The sequence below is a fragment of the Sphaerisporangium dianthi genome (assembly GCF_042654065.1).
Lineage (GTDB): Bacteria > Actinomycetota > Actinomycetes > Streptosporangiales > Streptosporangiaceae > Sphaerisporangium > Sphaerisporangium dianthi.
Genome location: NZ_JBHSFP010000006.1, coordinates 190,852 through 207,589, shown reverse-complemented (window position 1 = coordinate 207,589; position 16,738 = coordinate 190,852). Strand labels below are relative to the sequence as shown.

The following is a 16,738-nucleotide window of genomic DNA, read 5'->3' as shown; positions in this document are numbered from 1 at the left end:
AGAACCAGCACTGAGCGAGTCACCCAGAATCGTACGGTCGAGATGCCCCGCTTAACACCCACCTAGGGGCGTGCTATCGCCTTCAGGTGCGCCCCAGAGCGGCGTGGACGGCGGGGAGGGTGGCGGCGCGGAAGGCGGCGTCGAGGTCGGCGGGGGTCGCGGTGACGTCGCCGTCCAGCCAGGCGCGGAGCAGGGCCATGAAGGCGCCGACGACGCAGATGACCAACAGGTCGAGTGAGGGCGACGGCCGGCCGCCGGCGGCGATGAGTTCGTCCCGGACGATCGCGCTCAGCAGTTGCTCGCCGCGTGCCGCGATCGGGCCGCCGCCGCGCCGCCCCAGCAGGGCCCGCATGAGGCGGCGCCGCTCCTGGGCGTGTTCGAACATGGGCAGGCTGAACGCGAAGAGCCGTCCTGAGCGGGCCGCCGGCGCAGGATGGAGGAAGCCGAGCTGCTCGACGTTGCTGAACAGCACCTCCTGCTTGTCGGTGAAGTGCGCGTAGAACGTCGATCGGCCGACGTCGGCGCGGTCGATGATGTCGGTGACGGTGACGGCGTCGTAGCCCTTCTCCAGGATCAGCGACACGAGCGCCTCCTGGACGGCCCGCCGGGTGCGCCGGACCCGCCTGTCCTCGGACACTTTTCCGGCTCCTGTTCCGTACGGCACATCTCGGCCGATCTGCTCGTTGACTCCTCCACCATAGTGAACGCACCATTCATTACTGAACAGCCCGTTCGGAAATGGAAAGAAGGGACACATCATGGGCCTGGGAAAGCTGTTCCACGACCATGCCGAGCATGCGGACGGGGGCGGCACCATCGACCGTCCGCGCGTGTACGAGATCTTCGTCACGATCGCCTACCTCGGCGGCCGGCGCGCCGCCTTCACCCGCGCCGCGACGCTGGGCAGGGCGAGGGCGGGCGACCGCGTCCTCGACGTCGGCTGCGGCACCGGGTACCTGAGCCGCGTGCTGGCGCCGGTCGTCACCCCGACCGGGCACGTGACGGGCCTCGACCCCTCCCCCGCCATGGTCGAGTACGCGCGTCGCCGAGCGCCGGGCAACTGCGACTACGTCGTCGGCGAGGGGCAGGACCTGCCGTTCCCCGACGCCTCGTTCGACCTGGTGGTCTCCAGCCTCGCCGTCCACCACATCCCGGCCGGCGCCCGCGCGGCGGCGATGAGCGAGATGTTCCGCGTGCTGCGCCCGGGCGGGCGGCTGCTCATCGTCGAGTTCCGCCCGCCGTCCGGACATCTGGCCCGGCACGTGATCGGCCTGTTCACCGGCCCCGCCATGCTGCACAGCCCCGCCGAGCTGCTCGGCACGCTGATCCCCGACGCCGGCTTCCGGGTCGAGTCGGAGGGCGGCCTGCCGTCCTTGATGTACCACGTGCGCGCGGTTCGCCCGGCGGAACCGGCGCTCTGACACCGGCCGGCGCCGGGCCCGTGACGTCGTCGTGCGGGCGATCGACCGGCCGGAGGAATCTCCGTGCCATGGCCACCCGCTACGACGAACGCCCCGCATCCGCGTCCGGACCGTCACGGTCGCCGCCTCGGCCGGTCGGCGCCGCCTGGTCCGAGGAACGGCTCCTTATGGAATGGCCAGGAAGAACGGGGTGTTGGCGGCCACCTTGGTGTCGCTGGTGTTGAAGGCCACCATGATGGTGTGGAGCAGGTTGCCGCACAGGGGATGCGGCGCCGTCCAGACCCCGTAGGTCTTGTTGAGGTCGTTCCACGGGGTGACCAGCACCACCTCCGTGGACAGGTCGACGTCATTGCCGACGCGTACGCAGTACCGGCCCGTGAACGGCCGCGAGACGGAGACGATGTTCTTGCCGTAGGCGAGGGTGCCGATCGCACGGACCGCGGCGGCGGCCTGCGCGTAGGGCGAGGGTGCGGCGGCGGCCTGGACGGCGGTCGGCGCCAGGATCGCCGCGGCGGCCAGAGCTCCGGCGGCGATTCGTGTACGTGATTTCATGCTGTTCCCTTCGTGCCGGGTCCGCCCGAGAAGCGCGAATACCGCGGGCGGCCCATAAGATCAACAGCATGCAGAGTAATCAGCTGATTTCGCTCAGCAGTGAAGGCCCTCCGTGACGCCGGTCGAAGATCCACAAAATATGACTTTGGCCAATGCCGACGCTTCGCGCTGAGGAACCGTCGGTGTACGGGGTACACCCGCGCGAGTCAGAGGGTGGGCGGGCCGGGGGTCGGTCAGACGATGGGCGGGCGGCCGAGGCGGAGCATGCGCCAGGCGGTGCGCCACGCCATGGGGCGGCGCTCGCCCGCCGGCTCGCGCAGGCCCTCCTTGAAGCCCCGGAACCACGACTTGATCGCCACCGTGGACCGCTCGCGCAGCAGGGTCAGCAGCATCCAGTCGAGCAGGTAGAGCCCCGCGAGCGGCCAGGGCAGGTTGCGGCGGGCCAGCCAGACCCGGTTGCGCGCGTTGAGCCGGTAGAAGTCGGCATGGCGCGTCGGCGGCACCTGCGGGTGGTACATGACGGCATCGGCGTCGTACTCGATGCGGTAGCCCTCGCCGAGCAGGCGCCAGGCCAGGTCGGTCTCTTCGTGCGCGTAGAAGAACCGGCCTGGAAGACCGCCGACCTGCAGGAACGCCGAACGCCTGATGGCGCAGGCACCGCCGAGGAAGGTGGTCACCGGCGAGGAACGCTGGGGGTCGCCGGCGCGGAGCCGGGGGACGTGGCGCCGCTGGCCGACGCCGCCCTCGGGGTCCATGACCCGGAAGGAGATCACCGCGAGGTCGGGCTCGGCGGCGAAACGCTCGCGGACGTGCACCGCCACCTTGTCGTCGGCGTACCAGCCGTCGTCGTCGAGGAACAGCACGACGTCGCCCGTGCATTCGCGGACGCCGTGGTTGCGGCCCTCGGGGATGCCGACGTTGTGCGGGATGCGCACGGTGCGCACCGTCGCCGAGCCGTTCTGCGGCGGCACCGCGAGCGCGGGCACGTCGGCGCCGTTGCCCACGACGATGACCTCGATGTCGCCGTCGGTCTGCGTCAGCGCGGACTCGATCGCCCGGTCAAGCTCGGCGATCCGGTTGCCCATGGTGAGAATGACACACGAGATCTTCAACGCGTCATCGCCTCGACGCATGGAGAACGCATTGGGTCATGTTCACCGAGTCTGTGTGAGCGGGTCGTCTTGGGTGTCGCCGGGTACTGCGAAATAAGCGTATCGGAACTGTCCGCGAACCCCCGCCAAACGCTGACGGTGAGTCCGATGACGGCTCTTGACAGAGATACGACGCCGGTGGGCCGCCGCCGGTTCCGACGCTTTTCCATCTCGTACGAGCCGCTGCTCGGACGGCTGCCCACCACGGGCGGGCAGCCGCTCGTACGGGGGCCCACCACGGGCGGGCCGCCGTCCGGACGGCCACCCGCCTCGGGCGGGCCGCCGTCCGGATGCGTTCTCGTCTCGCGCGAGAGGCCCCGCCTCATGTCACGCCAGCCGCCGCGACGCCAGGATGCTGACGAGGTGGAGGACGGTCTGCAGCCCGGCGAACACGACGCAGGCCACGGTGAGCACCTGGGTGGCCGTCAGACCGCCCGCGATGGCGTCCCACAGCGCCGCGATCACTGCGATGATCGACAGCTCGACCGCCTGGAACACCCGGTGGAAGCGCAGCGCCGCCGCGATCTTGCGGGCCGCGCCGAGCCGGCGGGACTGGAAGTGCTCGGCCGCGGCCTCCGTGGTGGCGGCCAGGCCGGAGCGGGCTCTGGCGACGTCGACCAGGTCGGTCTCGGACTTGATCAGGATCGCGCCGAGGGCGGCGGCGAACCCGAGCACGGTGTACCAGTCGGGCAGCGTCTCGGAGGCCCGGAAGCCCAGCCCGATCAGCAGGGCCGCCTCGGCGAAGTAGTGGCCCACCCGGTCGAGGTACACGCCGGTGATCGAGGTGCGGTGCGTCCACCTGGCCAGCTCGCCGTCGGAGCAGTCGAGCAGCAGGTAGACCTGGATGAGCACGGCCGCGGCGACCGCCGCCCACAGGCCGGGCAGCGCCAGCACGGCGCCGGCCAGCACACCCGAGACGATCATGAGGCCGGTGACCTGGTTGGGCGAGATCGGCGTGCGGGCGAGCGCCCACGTCACGTAGATCGACAGCTTCCGCATGTAGAGCGCGCCGGCCCAGTGCTCGCCCGAGTTGCGTTCCATGGTGGTCTGCGGCTGCGCGACCGCGCGCAGCTCAATGACCGACGGCCCGGACATATTCCTCCACCCGGTCGCGCACCTCGGCCTCGGACAGGCGCAGGTGCTCAAGAATCGTGTATCGCCCGGGACGGGTCGACGGCGCCAGCATCACCGCGTCGGTGAACTGCGCGGCCGTCAGGCCGACATCGGAGGGGGTCACCGGCAGGCCGTGATGGCGCAGGCAGTGGGTGACCTGCGACAGCCGGTGCTCGTCCTCCCGCAGGAAGAAGCAGAAGGCCGCTCCGACCCCGGCGAGCTCGCCGTGGTTGGAGACGCCTGGATAGAGCTGATCCACGGCATGCAGGATCTCATGATCTCCGCCACTGCTGGGACGCGAGGACCCCGCCACGACCATCGACATGCCGGAGAGGATCAGCGACTCGGCCAGGACGGTGAGGAAGGCGTCGGACTCGACGGAGTCGCCGCGCCCGAGCACGGCTTCGGCGCTGGTGCGCGCCATGGCGACGGCCAGGCCGTCGATGGGCTCGCCGCGTTCGACGTTGCCGAGCTGCCAGTCTTCGATGGCGGACAGGTTGCTGATCACGTCGCCGACGCCCGACCGCACGAGCGCCGGGGGGGCGCCGTGGACGAAGTCGAGGTCGACGAGGATCGCCAGCGGCATCGGGACGCCGAACGACCCCTTGCCGCCCTCGTGCTCCAGCGAGGAGACCGGCGAGCAGATGCCGTCGTGGGAGAGGTTCGTGGCGACGGCGACCATCGGGATGCCGGCCAGCGACGCGGCGTACTTGGTCACGTCGATCGTCTTGCCGCCGCCGATGCCGACCACGGCCTCGTAGGCGCCCTTGCGCAGGTCGGCGCCGAGCGAGACGGCGGAGTCGACCGACCCGTCGGGGACCCGGAAGACCTCGGCGTCGCACAGCGTCGGCGCGATCAGGTCGGAGATGTGGGCGCCCTGCCCGGCGCCGACGGCGACCGCGACCCGGCCCGAGGTGGCCACCCGGCTGTCGGCGAGCAGCGCACCCAGCTCCGCCACCGCGCCCCGGCGGACCTCCACGGTCAGCGGAGCCATGAGCATCCGTGCTAGAAGCGGCATGCCGGCTCCCGCCCGCTCGCCGGCCCCGTGGCGCCCTCGCGGGCCGGCGGCCGGGCGCCCGCCGGCGGCTCGCCTAGTAGGTGCACGCGATCTCCCTGGCCCGGGCGAGGTCGTCGTGGTTGTCGACTTCCACCCAGTCGACCTTGCCGATGGGCGCGACGGCGATCTTCTCGCCGCGGGCGACCATCTCGCCGTACCCGTCCTCGTAGTACTGCTGGGGGTCGCGCTCGAAGGTGGCCTTCAGCGCGTCGGCGAGGCGGGCGGCGGCTCCGGGACGGATGAGCGTCGCGCCGATGTACTCGCCGAAGGCGTCGGCGGGGTCCATGAGCTTGGTGATGCGCCGCAGGTGGCCCTCGTCGTCGAGGGTGACCTTCATCTCTTCGTCGGCGAGCTGCTTCACGTCGTCGACGGCGAGCAGGATGTCGCTGGTCACGGGGGCCGACAGCAGCGTCCGCTCGACCGAGACGGGGTGGACGGTGTCGCCGTTCACCAGCAGGGCGCCCTCGGAGAAGTGATCGCGCGCGCACCACAGGGAGTAGGCGTTGTTCCACTCCTCGGCCTTGTCGTTGTGCACGAGGGTGAGCCGCACGTCATGCCGCCGCTCGAGCTCGGCCTTGCGGTCGTGGACCGCCTGTGCCGCGTAGCCGACGATGACCACGACATCCTTGAGGTCCACCGCCGCGAGGTTCCGCAGCGCGATGTCCAGGATCGTGGTGTCTCCGTCGACCGGCACGAGCGCTTTGGGCAGCGTGTCGGTGTACGGCCGCAGGCGTCGCCCGGCCCCGGCGGCCAGTACCATTCCCAGCAACGTGCACTCCTCAATCAAGCCAGAATCTGTAGGCCAAAGGTTAGTTGCCTGCGGGTGGTGATCGTGTAATCCGGAGTTCACCTATTCCGATACGCGACCAAACGTTGGCAACGCGGGCACCGCGTCCGCGGCCGGCGCGCGGTCTCAGTCGTGGCCGCCCAGGTCGGCCGCTTCGACTCCGGATCGCGGCGCGGCCAGCCAGCAGGTGACGCTCTCCCAGCAGAACAGCGCCGACAGGTAGAGCGCGAGCAGCGCGAACACCGGTGCGACGATGCCCAGCAGGGCGCCGAAGGCCACCAGCAGCATGCGCCCTTCCCAGCCCAGCCCCGCCGAGGCCAGCCACGGCGGCGGGTAGACGTGCTGGCGGCAGCGGTAGACGACGTCGTAGTGGTGGAACAGCATCGCGCCGAGCAGGGCGTACACCAGCACGCGCGGCACGTTCCACGCGAAGCCCACGCACGCCACGAACCCGTACTCGGTGAGGCGCAGGATGGGCGGGACCAGCCAGTCGAGCCGCCCGTCATGCGGGTGGGAGCTGCCCGGACCGGCGAGCATCAGCACCACGGCGGGCGCGAAGACGGCGGGCCCGTCGGCGCCCGCGACGCCGAGGAACAGCATCACGCCGGTCACGAACGCCCCGGCCAGCGCCGGCGGCAGCGGAGGGAGCTGGCCGGCGACGAGCAGGCCCATGCCGCGAGCGAGGACGCCGTCGTCCCGGTAGGTCACCACCGAACTGCGCGGAACCCTCGTCATGTGCACTCTTGTCATGCTCAAAGAGACCTCCTGATCATGTCCGAAGACCTCCCGCTCACGCTCACCGCGACCCCTGGTCGTGCCCGCACGGGCCTCCCGCCCGCGCTCGCAGCGGACCTCCGGTCGCGCTCACGGGGACCTCCTGGTGGTGTGCTCACAGGGACCTCGCGATGCGGCCGGTCAGCGTGTAGAGCGCCGCCAGGCCACCCCACGCCAGCAGTGCCAAGAAGGTGACGCGCGCGTTGAACAGGCCCGCCGTCACCGCGATCAGCATCATCCGCTCGCCGATCGGCAGGATGATGATCTTCTTCAGCCAGCGCGACGCCGTGTTCCGGTCGAGCCGCGCGGACAGCCGCACCACGAGCCCGCCCGTGCCGCGCCGCCTCACCACGGGGTTCGCCCCCGTCATGGTCGCCGCCCCGGCCGCCGTCGCCGTCCGCCCGGCCGTCGCGGCGAAGGGGGCGCCCGGAGGGTCACGCCTGAGCGGGACCTTCAGGTCGAGCGAGGCCGCGTGCCCGGGACGCTCCCAGATGAGGTCGACGCCCGCGGCCTCCGCCCGCGCCCCGGCGTAGGAGAAGTCGATCATGTGACGGATGGCCTGGACCAGCATGGCGGCCACCGCCAGGGCCCAGACGCCGCCCGGCCCCGTGACGCCCCCGTCCACGCCGCCGGCGTACCCGACCGCGAGACCGACGTAGACGACGTACTCTTTGACGCGGTCGAACGTGGCGTCCAGCCAGGCGCCGAGCGGCGAGAAGGCCCGGGTGTAGCGAGCCAGCTGCCCGTCCACGCAGTCGAGGACGAACGACAGGTAGAGCAGCACGGCTCCGGCCAGCTGCGCGCGCCGCTGCCCGGCGGAGAAGGCCACGGCCGCCAGGCCCGCCAGCCCCACGGACAGGCCGGTCACCGCGTTCGGCGTGAGCCCCAGCCGCGCCGCCGCCCGCACGACGTGCCGCGACCAGGAGCTCACCAGGAACGTCGCGACGAAGCCGTCATCGGACTTGACGGCGGCGGCCAGGCGGGCGCGGTCCTCGTCGACCTCGGCCAGCCGGGCGATCGCGGCGTCGGCGTCCTTCTGCCCGGTCACTCTCGCGCAGTGCAGCCGGCCGAGGGGCACCGCCCGTACGGTCACGCCCACCCGGACCAGTCCGGCCAGCAGCAGCTCGGTCACCTCGGTGTCGTCGGTGCCGCCGAGACGACGGTCGCGGGCGAGGTTGGCCAGTTCGTCGGCCACGTCGGCGAAGCTCGCCAGATCGGCCTCGCCCACGTGCAGCACGCCCCGGAAGCGGGCGTTCGGCTCGGACACGGTGTGGAAGGAGTTGCCCGCGGCGACCACGCGCCCCCGTTCGGCGCGTACCGGCGCGCGCGACGGGACGGGCGGAAACGGCGGGGTCGTCGTGAACGGGGGGATCGGCGTCGCCGTCGTCGCCGGGAACGGCGTGGCCGGCGCGCCGGGGCGGGAGCGGAGATCGTGCTCTGGGGCGACCAGCGCTCCGGTGCCCCGTGCCGGGTCGGCGAGCAGCAGGGCGAGCGCTTCGGTGTGCGCGACCAGGTCACCGGGGAACACCGCCACCGGGCCCGCGCCGGCCCGCGCGACGGCGGCCACCGCGCGAAGATCACCGGTCAGCCCCGGGCTGGGCACGGTGCCGCTCGCGTCCTCGGTAACAGGGTCGCTCCGGTGCCGCGTCACAGGGTCGCTTCGGCGCTGCGCCGCAGGGTCGTCTCGGTGTTGCGCCGCAGGGTCGTCTCGGCGCTGCGCCGCAGGGTCGTCTCGGTGTTGCGCCGCAGGGTCGCCCTCGAGCTCCCGCTCCAGGGCCTCGGGCCGCCCTGCCCCAGGCCGAGGCCCGGGTTCGACCTCATGCCCGGACGCGGTCCCGTCCGGTGACGGAGGCACGGTGTCCGGCACCGGGTCGAGCACGGGCGGGAGCCCGTCCGGGGACGGGGGCACGGTCTGCGGCACCGGGTCGAGCACGGGCGGGGTTCCGAACTCGGTGGCGTGCGCCGTGGACGTCCGGTCCGGCGATGCCGCGCCGGCCGCGGCCCTGGTGACGGTGTGGAGGGTCGTGACCGCAAGAGTGGTGAGCTGGTCTGCCAGCCGATCGACCAGCGTGCCCTCGGCGCACGCCAGCCGGGACCCCTCGGTGGTGGCGAGCACGACGGCGACGGCCGGCGCCGTCTTCCTGCCGGGCGGATCTCCCGGACGGTTCACGGACGCGGCGGGGCGCCTGCTCGGCGGCCTCACGGGGGGCGGGTACGCGGAGTCAGGCAACCGGGGTCTCCTTCCGCGACCGGGGATCGTCCACCCCGCAAAGTAACCGAGCCGTCACGGGCCTTGCAATCCCATCGGCGCGTTACCCGGCGATCCGCAGGTCATGGCCCCGCAGAAGTCGAGATATGACCACCCACCAGCCACGGTAAGTGACCGATTCCCACCATCAGCCCGTCACCGGACAAGAGGGACCGTCCCCCGGCCAACTCGCCGTACGGGCGGCCGAAGGGGAAGGAGGAGGATCCGGTGTGGGGCTCGGGTAGGGCTGAGTAGGGTCGTGCGCGAGCGAGCAGCGAGGAGGACGTCGAACTTTGGCCGCACAGGAACCAGGTCCGCCATCGGCCGAACAGGGCCGCCGCCGGACCGTCGGGGTGGTCCTCGCCGGCGGCGTCGGGCAGCGTGTCGGGCTGAACATGCCCAAGCAACTGCTCAAGGTCGCCGGACGGACGATCATCGAGCACACGCTCGCCGTCTTCGAGGCCGCGCCCGAGATCGACGAGATCGTCGTCCTGATGGCCCCCGGCCACGTCGCGGAGGCCGAGGAGATCGTCCGGCGGGGCGGCTTCGGCAAGGTGAGCACGGTCGTGGAGGGCGGGGCGAGCCGGACCGAGTCGACCTGGCGGGCGCTCCGCGCGATCGGCTCAGAGGAGTGCGACGTGCTCCTGCACGACGCCGTGCGCCCGCTGCTGGAGCCGCGCATCATCTCCGACTGCGTCGAGGCGCTCAGGACCCACCGCGCGGTCGGCGTCGCGATCCCGTCCTCGGACACGATGGTGGTGGCGGCGTCCGGCCCTCATGGGGAGGTCATCCAGGACGTCCCGGACCGTTCGCGGCTCCGGCGCGTCCAGACCCCGCAGTGCTTCCGGCTCTCGGTGATCAGGCAGGCGTACGAGCGCGCCTTCGCCGATCCGGAGTTCGCGACGCGGCCGGCCACCGACGACTGCGGCGTGGTGCTGAGGTACCTCCCGCAGGTCCCCATCCGCATCGTGCCGGGCAGCGAGCACAACATGAAGGTCACGCACCGGGTCGACGTCCACATCGCCGAGAGGCTCTTTGAGCTCGCCGGCCGGGCCGCTCCGGCCGCCGCCGGGCCGCAGGCCCGCCGCCGCGCCTTCGAGGGCAGGACGGTCGTGGTGTTCGACGGCGGCGGTGACGACGGCCTCGGGGCGCGGGTCGCCGCGCTGGCCGCCGGGTACGGCGCCGCCGTCCACCGCTTCTCCCGCGACCGGGACGGCGTCCGGGTGGAGGACCCCGCCTCGGTGTCCGACGCACTTGACCGGGTCGCCAAGGAGACCGGGCGCGTCGACCACGTGCTCGACGCCTCCGGCATGCCGCGCGCCGGGAGGCCGGGCGACCCCGCGGACCAGGCCATGGCGGAGGCCGTCCAGATCGGCTTCCTGGGCCCGGTCACCGTCGCCAGGGCGGCCTTCCCGCACCTGCGCGAGACCGGGGGGCGGCTGGTGCTGACGGTCGCTCCATCCGCCGCCTTCGGGCGCGCCGGCGCCGGCCCGGACGCCTCGGCCAGGGCGGCCAGGGCGGCCGTGGCCGAGCTGACCCGGGCTCTGGCGGAGGAATGGTCCGAGGCCGGCGTACGGGTCAACTGCGTGAACACAGAGCCCGAGGGAACGGGCGGCGCCGCCGGGGAGCCGTCGCCGCGCGCGATCGCCGAGGTGACCCTCGACCTGCTCGTCTCCGGCCTCACCGGCCGGGTGGTCGACCTTCCCGGCAGGCCCTGAAGCCCGGATTCACGCGTTCAGCAGCGCGCCGGCAGAACGGTCGGCGAGCGCATCGGGGAGAGTGGCGGCGCTTCCGGGATCGCTGGACGAGGGCACGAGCCGGAGGTGGGGCGCCCGAGGGCGCCCCACCTCCGGTGCTCAGGCGTCCTGCGGCGGCTTGCCGAGGCTCGGCGGGCTGGTGAGGAAACCCCAGCCCCACGAGAGGTGCATGGTGGCGTAGACCAGCGGCAGCCGGGCCAGCGCCGCGGAGGAGAGCCCCCGGCCGGTGGCCACCGAACCGGCCAGGATGGCGGCGACGTACGCGCCCGGGACCAGCAGAGTGGGCCAGTAGAACGGCGAGAGGAGCACCCCGAGCAGCATCGCCGCCACCGCGAACGGCGGCGCCAGATAGCGGAGGTTGATCGTGCCCTCGTGGGTGCGGGCCACGACCCGCCGCCAGCGCCCGTAGTGGAAGTACTGCTTGGCCAGGGCCTTCACGCTGGGCCGGGGCCGGTAGGAGACGCGCATGCGCGGCTGGAACCACACCAGGCCGCCGGTCTCGCGGATGCGGTGGTTCATCTCCCAGTCTTGGGCGCGCTGGAAGTGCTCGTCGTAGCCGCCGACGCGTTCGAGCGCCTCGCGGCGGAAGACGCCGAGGTAGACGGTGTCGGCCGGGCCCGCCACGCCTCCGGTGTGGAACCGCGCGTTGCCCACGCCGATCTTGGAGGTCATGGCGCGCGCCACGGCCTGCTCGAACGGCGAGACGCCCTCGGCGGCCATGATGCCGCCGACGTTGTCGGCGCCGGTGCTCTCGAGCGTCTCGACGGCGACCTGGAGGTAGTCCTCCGGGAGCATGGCGTGCCCGTCGACCCGGGCGATGATCCCGTTGCGGGACGCCCCGATCGCGGCGTTGAGCGCGTTCGGGGTGCGTCCGGTGGGGTTGGGCACGACCGTCACGCGGGGATCCTCGGCCGCGAGAGCGTCGGCCACCTCCTGCGTGCGGTCATGGGACGGGCCGATGGCGAGGACGACCTCGACAGGACCGTCGTAGCGTTGGGCGAGAACCTGCCGCACGGCCTCACGCAGGTGCCGCTCTTCGTTGAGCACCGGCATGATGACCGAGATCGGCGGCCAGACGCGCGTGGTCTGGCCCATTCGGGGCGAGTCGGGGAACTCCTTCATGGCGGCGCTCACGCTACTGTACGAGCGGGTGGGGACGGCAACCCATCGGGCGACGCGAGCGTCCTCACCGGTGAGCGTTCGACGCGGAGGGGGCCACCAGGTGACCGACGACGACTCCGGCGTCCACGTCGGCGGAGACGCCTACGGCGGCGTCCGGCTGTCGCAGCGCCGCACACGGCGGGCACGGGCCGGCCTGCGCGGGCTGATCGTCACCGGCGCCCTGTCGAGCACGGTGCTCCTCGGGTCGGGGGTGCTGTGGTTCCTGTCGACCTACGCCACCAGCCAGATCAAGTCCGTCAACGCCGGCACGGCCGGGTCGGACGCCCGCGGCGCCATGAACATCCTGCTCGTCGGGGTCGACAAGCGCGACGATCTCACGCGCCGCCAGCAGAACCAGCTCCATCTCGGCCGGGAGGTCGGCCAGCGCACCGATACGATGATGGTGATCCATCTGTCGGAGGACCATTCCAAGGTCACCGTGGTCAGCCTCCCCCGGGACAGCTGGGTCGACATCCCCGGCAAGGGCTCTCACAAGATCAACTCGGCCTACTCCCTCGGCGGGGCCCCGCTCGCCGTCCGCGCCGTCCGCGAGGCCACGGGGCTGACCATCAACCACTACGTCGAGGTCAACGTGCTGGGGTTCATCAACGTCGTGGACGCCCTGGGCGGCGTCTCGGTGTGCACCCCTGTCGCGATCGACGACCAGCACACGGGGTTCAAGCTCCAGCCGGGCACCTTCGAGCTGGACGGGGTGAAGGCGCTGTTCTACGCGCGCACCCGCGCCACCGCCCGGTCCGACCTCGACCGCATCGACCGCCAGCAGCAGGTCATCTCGGCCCTGCTCCAGCGGGCGCTGAGCGGCGGCACCCTGGCCAACCCGGCGAAGCTCACCGCGCTGGTCTCCTCCACCCTCAAGACCCTCACCGTCGACCAGGCCCTCGCCAAGGACCTGCTCGGCCTCGCCGACCAGCTGAAGGACGTCTCCACCGACGACGTGGCCTTCACGACGGTGCCGCTGGCCGATGTGGACTACAAGGCCCCCACCGGCGAGTCGGCGGTGCTGTGGGACAAGACGGCGGCCCGCGACCTGTTCAGGCGCATCAAGGCGGACGAGCCCCTGGTCAAGCCCGCCGCCACCAAGAGCGCGAGCGCGTCGCCCTCGCCGTCCCCCTCGAAGGCCGCGCTCACCGTCCCGCCGTCGCGCATCGCGGTCCGCGTCGTCAACGGCACCGCCATCGCCGGCCTGGGCGCGCGCACCAAGAACGAGCTGCTGAAGGCGGGTTTCCTGGTGCCGTCCCCTCCCGGGGACACCACCCCGAGGAACCACACCGACACCCTGGTGCGCTACCCGGCCGGACGCGAGGAGTCCGCCCGCACCGTCGCCGCCGCCATCCCCGGCGCCGACCTGCGCGAGGCGGACGTCCCCGGCATCGAGGTGATCGTCGGCAGCGAGTACTCCGGGACCAAGAAGGTCACCGTCAAGGAGACCGCGGCTCCGAGCACTCCGGCGGCCACGGCGCCCCCGGCGGCCAAGACCGCGACCCAGAACATCTGCAAGAAGTGAACTCCGGCGCGGCCGCCGGGGAATGGTGACCCTTCGCGTTGACACCGGCCGGGGCGGCACGCGACCGTGATCCTGTCGTTCGGCCACCATGGGAGGGCGAGGCATGGACAAGGTCGGGCACGGGGAAACGGACTCCAGGTCGTCCACGCCGGCGCCGTCCACGCCCGAGGAGGTGAGAGTCCTCCTTTCGGAGGCCGAGCGCCTGCTCGCCGCCGCCCGCGCGCTGGCCGCCGATGACGCCGCCGCGCGCGCCGGCGTCCAGCGGGCGCTGTCGGCCCTGCGAGCCCGCTCGGCGCGGGCGGACCTGGCCGCTATCCCCGTGGCGCGCCTGAAGGACGTCACCGACGGGCGGCTTCGGCTCGGCACGCTGGAGCAGGCCGGATACGCGACGGTCCTGGACATCCTGGACGCGACCCCGTACGCGCTGCAGTTGCTGCCCGGCATCGGCGCGCGGACCGCGGCGCAGGTGCACGCCGCCGCCGGGCAGATCGCCCGGGCGGCCGAAGAGACCGTGGCCGTGCGCATCGACGTGGACAGGCGCGACGCCGAGACCACGGCCCTGCTGATCGCGCTGCACCGGCTGGTGACCGCCGGTCCCGACCTGCCGCGGGCCGGCCGTGCGGCCAGGGCGGCGCAGGAGGAGCTCGGGGCGCTGCTGCCGGCGGCGCAGCCCGCGCGAAGCCGGCTGCGCATGCTGCTCGCGGGACGAGACGGGCGCCGCCGCGCGCGCGAGGCCGCCGCCGGTGTGGCCGGCGTGCTGGCGGCGGCGGCCGCGTCCGGGACGCCGCTGCTGCTCAACCAGGCCTCGGTCGACCTGCTGCGCCCTCAGGCGTCCGACATCGAGGCGTGGGCGGACTTCGAGCTGCGCCCGCCCGAGTACTACAACCTCCTCGCCGAGATCGCCGCCCTGGAGCCCGACCGCGTCGCGGCCGAGGGTTTCCTGCCCGACGTCATCTCGGCCCGGGTGCGGGCCCAGGAGCTGGACGACGTCCACCGGCGGGTGTCCCTGCGCGGCTACCAGGCGTTCGGCGCGCGGTTCGCCCTCGCCCAGCGGCGGGTGATCCTCGGGGACGAGATGGGGCTGGGCAAGACCGTCCAGGCCATCGCGGCCATCGCCCACCTCTGGGCGGGCGGGGCGCGGCACTTCCTCGTCGCCTGCCCGGCCAGCGTGCTGATCAACTGGATGCGCGAGATCGAGTCGCGCAGCACGCTGAAGGCCTACCGCCTGCACGGCCCCGACCGCGGCGCGGCCCTCGCCGAGTGGGTCCGCGGCGGCGGGGTCGCGGTGACCACCATCGACTCCCTGCACCGGCTGCCGACGACGGGCGAGGTGACGCTGAGCATGCTGGTGGTGGACGAGGCGCACTACGTCAAGAACCCGGCCACGCGGCGCTCCCAGGCCGTGGCCGAGTGGTGCGCCCGCACCGACCGGGTGCTGTTCATGACCGGGACTCCGATGGAGAACCGCGTGGAGGAGTTCCGCAACCTGGTCGGGCACCTGCGGCCCGACATGGTGCCCGGCGTGCGGGGCAGCGACGCCGCGGCGGGCGCCCAGGCGTTCCGCAGGGCCGTGGCGCCCGTCTACCTGCGCCGCAACCAGGAGGACGTCCTCACCGAGCTGCCCGACCTGGTGATGGTGGACGAATGGGAGGAGTTCAGCCCCGCCGACCTGGCCGCCTACCGTGCCGCGGTGGCCGAGGGGAACTTCATGGCGATGCGCCGCGCCGCCTACGCCGTCCCGCGGACCTCGGCCAAGCTCCAGCGGGTGCTGGAGCTCGTGGAGGAGGCCGCGGGCAACGGTCTGAAGGTCGTGGTGTTCTCCTACTTCCGCGACGTCGTGTCCGCCGTCCACCAGGCGCTGGACGGCCGGGCGTACGGCCCGATCTCCGGAGGGCTGTCCGTCACCGCCCGTCAGCGGATCGTCGACGCCTTCGGCGCCGCCCGCGGGCACGCCGTGCTGCTCAGCCAGATCCAGGCCGGGGGTCTCGGGCTGAACCTGCAGGCCGCCTCCGTCGTGGTCATCTGCGAGCCGCAGGTCAAGCCGACCATGGAGAGCCAGGCGGCCGGCCGGGCCCACCGCATGGGGCAGACCCGCAAGGTGCAGGTGCACCGGCTGCTGACGGCCGACAGCGTGGACCAGCGGATGCTCGACATCCTGCGCGCCAAGGCGAGGATCTTCGACACCTACGCCCGCCACAGCGACCTCGCCGAGTCGACGCCCGACGCGATCGACATCTCCGAGCAGACGCTGGCGCGGCAGATCGTCGCGGAGGAACAGCGGCGCCTCGCCCTGGCCCCCGGCACCCCGCCTCCGGAGGACGCCGGGGCGGGTCAGCCGCCCGAGGGGCCCGGCCGGGTCACCAGGACGTGCCGGTGATGCGCTCGTAGGCCTCGATGTAGCGGGCGCGGGTGAGCTCGACGATCTCGGCGGGCACTTCGGGGCCGGGCTCCTTCTTGTCCCAGCCGGTGCCGGTGGCCCAGTCGCGGACGAGTTGCTTGTCGAAGGCGTACTGCGGGCCGCCGGGCTTCCACCGGTCGGCCGGCCAGAAGCGGGAGGAGTCGGAGGTCAGCACCTCGTCCGCCAGCACCAGCGTGCCGTCGGCGGCCCTGCCGAACTCGAGTTTGGTGTCGGCGACGACCACGCCCCGCTCGGCGGCGAGCTCGGAGCCGCGCCGGTAGACCTCCAGCGTGATGCGGCGCAGCTCCTCGGCGGCCTCGGCGCCCTCTTGCGCGGCCACGTCGCCGAAGGTGATGAACTCGTCGTGCGCGCCGAGCTGCGCCTTGGTCGTGGGGGTGAAGACCGGCTCGGGCAGTTTGGAGCCCTCGACGAGGCCGGGGGGCAGCGCCACGCCCGAGACCGAGCCCCGCGCCTGGTACTCCTTCAGGCCGAGCCCCGCCAGGTAACCGCGCGCGATGCACTCGACCTGCACCATGTCGAGCATGCGGCAGCGCACCGCGCGGCCGGCGAACTCGGCCGGGACGTCGGTCGCCGAGATGACGTGGTTGGGCACGATGTCGGCGAGCTGCTCGAACCACCACAGCGAGAGCCTGGTGAGGATCTTGCCCTTGTCCGGGATGGGCGTCGGCAGGATCACGTCGTACACCGACATGCGGTCGGAGGCGACGAGGATGATGTCCCCGCGGTCCTCGTAGACGTCCCGGACCTTCCCGGAGTGGAGAAGTTTCACCCTG

14 protein-coding genes are annotated in these 16,738 nt (G+C 72.5%); 4 read left to right on the top strand and 10 right to left on the bottom strand.

Going from position 1 to position 16,738, the window contains the following annotated elements; all coding sequences use genetic code 11:
- Positions 1–82: 82 nt before the first annotated feature.
- Complete coding sequence (locus tag ACFO60_RS12250) at positions 83–637, bottom strand: TetR/AcrR family transcriptional regulator (RefSeq protein WP_380840166.1); 555 nt, start codon at positions 635–637, stop codon at positions 83–85.
- Positions 638–758: 121 nt separating this feature from the next.
- Between ACFO60_RS12250 and ACFO60_RS12245 the strand changes: the two genes are divergently transcribed.
- Complete coding sequence (locus ACFO60_RS12245) at positions 759–1,421, top strand: class I SAM-dependent methyltransferase (protein WP_380840165.1); 663 nt, start codon at positions 759–761, stop codon at positions 1,419–1,421.
- Positions 1,422–1,586: 165 nt separating this feature from the next.
- Here ACFO60_RS12245 and ACFO60_RS12240 read toward each other — a convergent pair whose 3' ends face one another.
- The 7 genes from ACFO60_RS12240 to ACFO60_RS12210 all read right to left on the bottom strand — a co-directional run bounded on the left by ACFO60_RS12240 (position 1,587) and on the right by ACFO60_RS12210 (position 9,085).
- A complete protein-coding gene (locus ACFO60_RS12240) occupies positions 1,587–1,973 on the bottom strand; it encodes a hypothetical protein (protein WP_380840164.1) in 387 nt (128 codons plus the stop codon).
- 233 nt (positions 1,974–2,206) lie between these two features.
- Positions 2,207–3,106 (bottom strand): glycosyltransferase family 2 protein, encoded by a 900-nt coding sequence (locus ACFO60_RS12235; RefSeq protein ID WP_380840163.1) that lies wholly within the window; start codon positions 3,104–3,106, stop codon positions 2,207–2,209.
- A gap of 345 nt (positions 3,107–3,451) precedes the next feature.
- A complete protein-coding gene (locus tag ACFO60_RS12230; protein ID WP_380840162.1) occupies positions 3,452–4,219 on the bottom strand; it encodes a CDP-alcohol phosphatidyltransferase family protein in 768 nt (255 codons plus the stop codon).
- The gene (locus ACFO60_RS12225) at positions 4,197–5,237 is read right to left on the bottom strand and encodes an iron-containing alcohol dehydrogenase family protein (RefSeq protein ID WP_380840309.1); all 1,041 of its coding nucleotides are present in this window, start codon (positions 5,235–5,237) and stop codon (positions 4,197–4,199) included. Before ACFO60_RS12225 ends, ACFO60_RS12230 begins: the two co-directional genes overlap by 23 nt.
- 91 nt (positions 5,238–5,328) lie before the next feature.
- Positions 5,329–6,063 (bottom strand): phosphocholine cytidylyltransferase family protein, encoded by a 735-nt coding sequence (locus tag ACFO60_RS12220; RefSeq protein ID WP_380840161.1) that lies wholly within the window; start codon positions 6,061–6,063, stop codon positions 5,329–5,331.
- 144 nt (positions 6,064–6,207) lie between these two features.
- On the bottom strand, positions 6,208–6,816 hold the full coding sequence (locus ACFO60_RS12215; protein ID WP_380840160.1) for a DUF5941 domain-containing protein: 609 nt from the start codon (positions 6,814–6,816) through the stop codon (positions 6,208–6,210).
- 154 nt (positions 6,817–6,970) lie between these two features.
- Complete coding sequence (locus ACFO60_RS12210; RefSeq protein ID WP_380840159.1) at positions 6,971–9,085, bottom strand: CDP-alcohol phosphatidyltransferase family protein; 2,115 nt, start codon at positions 9,083–9,085, stop codon at positions 6,971–6,973.
- A 311-nt stretch (positions 9,086–9,396) separates the two neighbouring features.
- On the opposite strand from ACFO60_RS12210, the gene ACFO60_RS12205 reads away from it, so the two are divergent.
- On the top strand, positions 9,397–10,821 hold the full coding sequence (locus ACFO60_RS12205) for an SDR family oxidoreductase (protein WP_380840158.1): 1,425 nt from the start codon (positions 9,397–9,399) through the stop codon (positions 10,819–10,821).
- Between the two features lie 138 nt (positions 10,822–10,959).
- Here ACFO60_RS12205 and ACFO60_RS12200 read toward each other — a convergent pair whose 3' ends face one another.
- Complete coding sequence (locus ACFO60_RS12200) at positions 10,960–11,982, bottom strand: glycosyltransferase family 2 protein (protein WP_380840308.1); 1,023 nt, start codon at positions 11,980–11,982, stop codon at positions 10,960–10,962.
- A 70-nt stretch (positions 11,983–12,052) separates the two neighbouring features.
- Here ACFO60_RS12200 and ACFO60_RS12195 point away from each other — a divergent pair, with 70 nt between their 5' ends.
- Together ACFO60_RS12195 and ACFO60_RS12190 are read left to right on the top strand one after the other, a co-directional pair.
- Complete coding sequence (locus ACFO60_RS12195) at positions 12,053–13,546, top strand: LCP family protein (RefSeq protein WP_380840156.1); 1,494 nt, start codon at positions 12,053–12,055, stop codon at positions 13,544–13,546.
- Between the two features lie 103 nt (positions 13,547–13,649).
- Positions 13,650–15,923 (top strand): DEAD/DEAH box helicase, encoded by a 2,274-nt coding sequence (locus ACFO60_RS12190; protein WP_380840155.1) that lies wholly within the window; start codon positions 13,650–13,652, stop codon positions 15,921–15,923.
- Here the strand turns inward: ACFO60_RS12190 and ACFO60_RS12185 are convergent.
- Positions 15,904–16,734 carry a phosphoribosylaminoimidazolesuccinocarboxamide synthase gene (locus tag ACFO60_RS12185; RefSeq protein WP_380840154.1) on the bottom strand — a complete coding sequence of 277 codons (831 nt, stop codon included), beginning with the start codon at positions 16,732–16,734 and terminating at the stop codon, positions 15,904–15,906. The genes ACFO60_RS12190 and ACFO60_RS12185 overlap by 20 nt on opposite strands.
- Positions 16,735–16,738: the final 4 nt, after the last annotated feature.

What these genes read in the sequence shown, in the direction of transcription:
- ACFO60_RS12230 (WP_380840162.1), bottom strand. Translation starts at nt 4,219, where the DNA reads ATGTCCGGGCCGTCGGTCATTGAGCTGCGCGCGGTCGCGCAGCCGCAG.
- ACFO60_RS12225 (WP_380840309.1), bottom strand. Translation starts at nt 5,237, where the DNA reads ATGCTCATGGCTCCGCTGACCGTGGAGGTCCGCCGGGGCGCGGTGGCG.
- ACFO60_RS12235 (WP_380840163.1), bottom strand. Translation starts at nt 3,106, where the DNA reads ATGCGTCGAGGCGATGACGCGTTGAAGATCTCGTGTGTCATTCTCACC.
- ACFO60_RS12240 (WP_380840164.1), bottom strand. Translation starts at nt 1,973, where the DNA reads ATGAAATCACGTACACGAATCGCCGCCGGAGCTCTGGCCGCCGCGGCG.
- ACFO60_RS12215 (WP_380840160.1), bottom strand. Translation starts at nt 6,816, where the DNA reads ATGACGAGGGTTCCGCGCAGTTCGGTGGTGACCTACCGGGACGACGGC.
- ACFO60_RS12200 (WP_380840308.1), bottom strand. Translation starts at nt 11,982, where the DNA reads ATGAAGGAGTTCCCCGACTCGCCCCGAATGGGCCAGACCACGCGCGTC.
- ACFO60_RS12245 (WP_380840165.1), top strand. Translation starts at nt 759, where the DNA reads ATGGGCCTGGGAAAGCTGTTCCACGACCATGCCGAGCATGCGGACGGG.
- ACFO60_RS12190 (WP_380840155.1), top strand. Translation starts at nt 13,650, where the DNA reads ATGGACAAGGTCGGGCACGGGGAAACGGACTCCAGGTCGTCCACGCCG.